The sequence below is a fragment of the Streptomyces sp. UH6 genome (assembly GCF_013421635.1).
Lineage (GTDB): Bacteria > Actinomycetota > Actinomycetes > Streptomycetales > Streptomycetaceae > Streptomyces > Streptomyces abyssomicinicus.
Genome location: NZ_JACADT010000607.1, coordinates 1 through 3524 on the forward strand (window position 1 = coordinate 1; position 3524 = coordinate 3524).

At 71.1% G+C, this 3524-nt stretch carries 3 protein-coding genes; all 3 read right to left on the reverse strand.

Going from position 1 to position 3524, the window contains the following annotated elements; translation table 11 throughout:
• A partial coding sequence (locus HW445_RS22885; protein ID WP_180222847.1) for a TerD family protein occupies positions 1 to 496 on the reverse strand: 496 nt, incomplete at its 3' end.
• 56 nt (positions 497 to 552) lie between these two features.
• Positions 553 to 1131 carry a TerD family protein gene (locus tag HW445_RS22890; protein ID WP_151772723.1) on the reverse strand — a complete coding sequence of 193 codons (579 nt, stop codon included), beginning with the start codon at positions 1129 to 1131 and terminating at the stop codon, positions 553 to 555.
• A gap of 164 nt (positions 1132 to 1295) precedes the next feature.
• The gene (uvrB, locus tag HW445_RS22895; protein WP_180222848.1) at positions 1296 to 3449 is read right to left on the reverse strand and encodes an excinuclease ABC subunit UvrB; all 2154 of its coding nucleotides are present in this window, start codon (positions 3447 to 3449) and stop codon (positions 1296 to 1298) included.
• Positions 3450 to 3524 lie beyond the last annotated feature (75 nt).

A 3524-nucleotide genomic window follows, 5' to 3' on the forward strand; every position in this document is an offset into this window, starting at 1 on the left:
GGCCGTGGTCGGCGAGCAGGGCCTCGAGCCCCGCGGCGTACCCCTGACCGACCGCGCGGACCTTCCACGCGCCCTGCCTGCGGTACAGCTCCAGCGCGACCACCGCGGACTCGCTGTCCAGCCCGGTGATCGTGTAGCTGACCAGCGCGGGCCCCGGGGCGCCGGAGGCGACCACGGCGGTGAACGGAGCGGGCCCGCCTCCGAAGCGTTGCCCGGCCGGCAACGCCAGTACGACGCCCACCCGGTGCACGGTCTCCGGCAGCGCCGCCAGGTCGACCCTCACCCGGTGCTCAGCACCGTCGGGCCCCCCGGGCAGCTCCACTCCGGGCGGCCCGGCCGGACGTCCCGGAAGGATCACCCCCTCGGTGCCCGACAGGCGCCCCTGCTCGTCCGTGAGGACCGCCCCCACCGTCACCGGACGGCCGGCGGACACCCGGACCTCCGGTCGGGCCTCGGTGAGCGGATGGTTCTGGCCCCGCGCCAGCTCGGCCGTCATCGCGGTATGTCCCTTTCGTATGCCCGCCTCGGATGCCCGCCGCCGGGTCCGCCGCGTCAGAGCTGCCGGGAGATGTCCGGCAGGAGGTCCTGGAAGGTGCGGCCGTTGGACGGCGTGCCGATGGCCGTCATCGTCCAGCCCGGCCCGCTGCGGTGGACCTTGGCCATGATCTGCGCGGTGTACGCCCCGCCGCCGGCCAGCGTGTAGCGGGCCAGCTCGCGGCCGTTGGTCTCGTCGACCAGACGGCAGAAGGCGTTGGCGACCTCCTCGAAGGTCTGCCCGGTGAAGGAGTTCACGGTGAACACGATCTTGTCCACGTGCACCGGCACCCGCTGGAGGTCGACCAGGATGGCCTCGTCGTCGCCACCGGTGCCCGCGCCGCCGACCAGGTTGTCGCCGGTGTGCCGCACCGAGCCGTCGTCACTGACGAGGTGACGGAAGAAGACCACGTCCACCAGCTGGCCACCGGCGAACAGCAGCGCGGAGGCGTCCAGGTCGATCTCCCGGACGCGGCGGCCGAACAGACCGCGGCGCGGGGCGGACTGCCAGCCCAGCCCCATGCGGACCGCGGTGAGACTACCGCCGTCGTCCTTCTGCAGACTGATCGCCTGGCCCTTGGTCATGTTGACGGTCACGCGCGGTCCCCTCTCGGACTGATTCCCCGTGAATCCCCTCGCCCGCGGCCCCCCGCGGACGCTCCGACCCTATGGGTGCGTGCCGCCGGTCCGCCCGCCCCTTGCGGGATTTGTGTCGGTCCTGCAACACAGCACGGCGCCCGGACGGCGACGGGCGGCCCCGCTCAGGCCACGCCCGCCTCCTTCATCTGCCGCAGCTCCTTCTTCATCTCGGAGACCTCGTCCCTCAGGCGGGCGGCGACCTCGAACTGGAGGTCGGCCGCGGCGGCGCGCATCCGCTGCGTCATCTCCTCGATCTGCTGCGCCAGCTCGGCCGCCGGCCGGTCGGTGACCGCGCCGTCCGCCGCGGCCTTGGCGCCCTTGCCCTTCCGGCCGGCCGCCTTCGAGGAGGCCGTGGAGGACGCGGCCGGCACCGGGGCCGTGCCGGCCGCCTTGCCGCCGCCCTTGCGGTAGCCGGTGCCGAGCAGCTGCTCGGTGTCGACCTCCTCGCGGGCGATCTGCGAGACGATGTCGTTGATCTTCTTGCGCAGGGGCTGCGGGTCGACGCCGTTCGCCTTGTTGTAGGCGATCTGCTTCTCCCGGCGGCGGTTGGTCTCGTCGATGGCCTTGGCCATCGCCGGCGTGACCTTGTCGGCGTACATGTGCACCTGGCCGGAGACGTTGCGCGCCGCGCGGCCGATGGTCTGGATCAGCGACGTGCCGGAGCGCAGGAAGCCCTCCTTGTCGGCGTCCAGGATGGCCACCAGGGACACCTCGGGCAGGTCGAGGCCCTCCCGCAGCAGGTTGATGCCGACCAGGACGTCGTACTCGCCCGCCCGCAGCTCGCGCAGCAGCTCGATGCGGCGCAGCGTGTCCACGTCGCTGTGCAGGTAGCGGACCTGGATGCCCAGCTCCAGGAAGTAGTCGGTGAGGTCCTCCGCCATCTTCTTGGTGAGGGTGGTGACCAGGACCCGCTCGTCCCGCTCGACGCGCTCGCGGATCTCGTGCACCAGGTCGTCGATCTGGCCCTCGGTGGGCTTGACCACGACCTCCGGGTCGACCAGCCCGGTCGGGCGGATGATCTGCTCGACCTGGCCGCCCTTGGAGCGGGACAGCTCGTAGGCGCCGGGCGTCGCCGACAGGTAGACCGCCTGCCCGACGCGCTGCTGGAACTCCTCCCACTTCAGCGGCCGGTTGTCGAGCGCCGACGGCAGCCGGAAGCCGTGGTCGACCAGGGTCCGCTTGCGGGACGCGTCCCCTTCGAACATCGCGCCGATCTGCGGAACCGTGACGTGCGACTCGTCGATGACCAGGAGGAAGTCCTCCGGGAAGTAGTCCAGCAGGGTGTTCGGCGGGGTGCCAGGGCTGCGGCCGTCGAAGTGCATCGAGTAGTTCTCCACGCCCGAGCAGGTGCCGATCTGGCGGAGCATCTCGAGGTCGTAGGTGGTGCGCATGCGCAGCCGCTGGGCCTCCAGCAGCTTGCCCTGCTTCTCCAGCTCCGCGAGGCGCTGCTCCAGCTCCGCCTCGATGTCGCGCACCGACCGCTCCAGCCGCTCGGGACCGGCCACGTAGTGCGAGGCGGGGAAGACGTAGAGCTGCCGCTCGTCGCTGATGATCTCGCCGGTGAGCGGGTGGAGCGTGGTCAGCGACTCGATCTCGTCGCCGAACATCTCGATCCGGACGGCGAGCTCCTCGTACACCGGGAAGATCTCGACGGTGTCGCCGCGCACCCGGAAGGTGCCGCGGGTGAACGCCACGTCGTTGCGGGTGTACTGGATGTCGACGAAGCGGCGCAGCAGCTCGTCCCGGTCGATCTCCTCGCCGACCTTCAGGGGCACCATCCGGTCCACGTACTCCTGGGGCGTGCCCAGGCCGTAGATGCAGGAGACGGAGGCGACCACGACCACGTCCCGGCGGGTGAGCAGGGAGTTGGTCGCGGAGTGGCGCAGCCGCTCGACCTCCTCGTTGATCGAGGAGTCCTTCTCGATGTAGGTGTCCGACTGCGGGACGTACGCCTCGGGCTGGTAGTAGTCGTAGTACGAGACGAAGTACTCGACGGCGTTGTTGGGCAGCAGCTCGCGGAACTCGTTCGCCAGCTGGGCGGCGAGGGTCTTGTTGGGCGCCATCACCAGCGTCGGCCGCTGGAGCTGCTCGATCATCCAGGCGGTGGTGGCGGACTTGCCGGTGCCGGTCGCGCCGAGCAGCACGACGTCCTTCTCGCCGGCCTTGATGCGCCGGGACAGCTCGGCGATCGCGGCGGGCTGGTCACCGCTCGGCTGGTAGGGACTGACGACCTCGAAGGGCGCCACCGTGCGTTCGATGTGGGAAACGGGCCGCATGCCTCCACGTTACGACCCGCCACCGACAACGTCCTCGGACCGCGGTCGCCGGACGGCGCGCGGCCCGGTCCGGTC

Excerpts from the sequence above, each read along its gene's own strand:
- uvrB (WP_180222848.1), bottom strand. The coding sequence starts at position 3,449 with ATGCGGCCCGTTTCCCACATCGAACGCACGGTGGCGCCCTTCGAGGTC.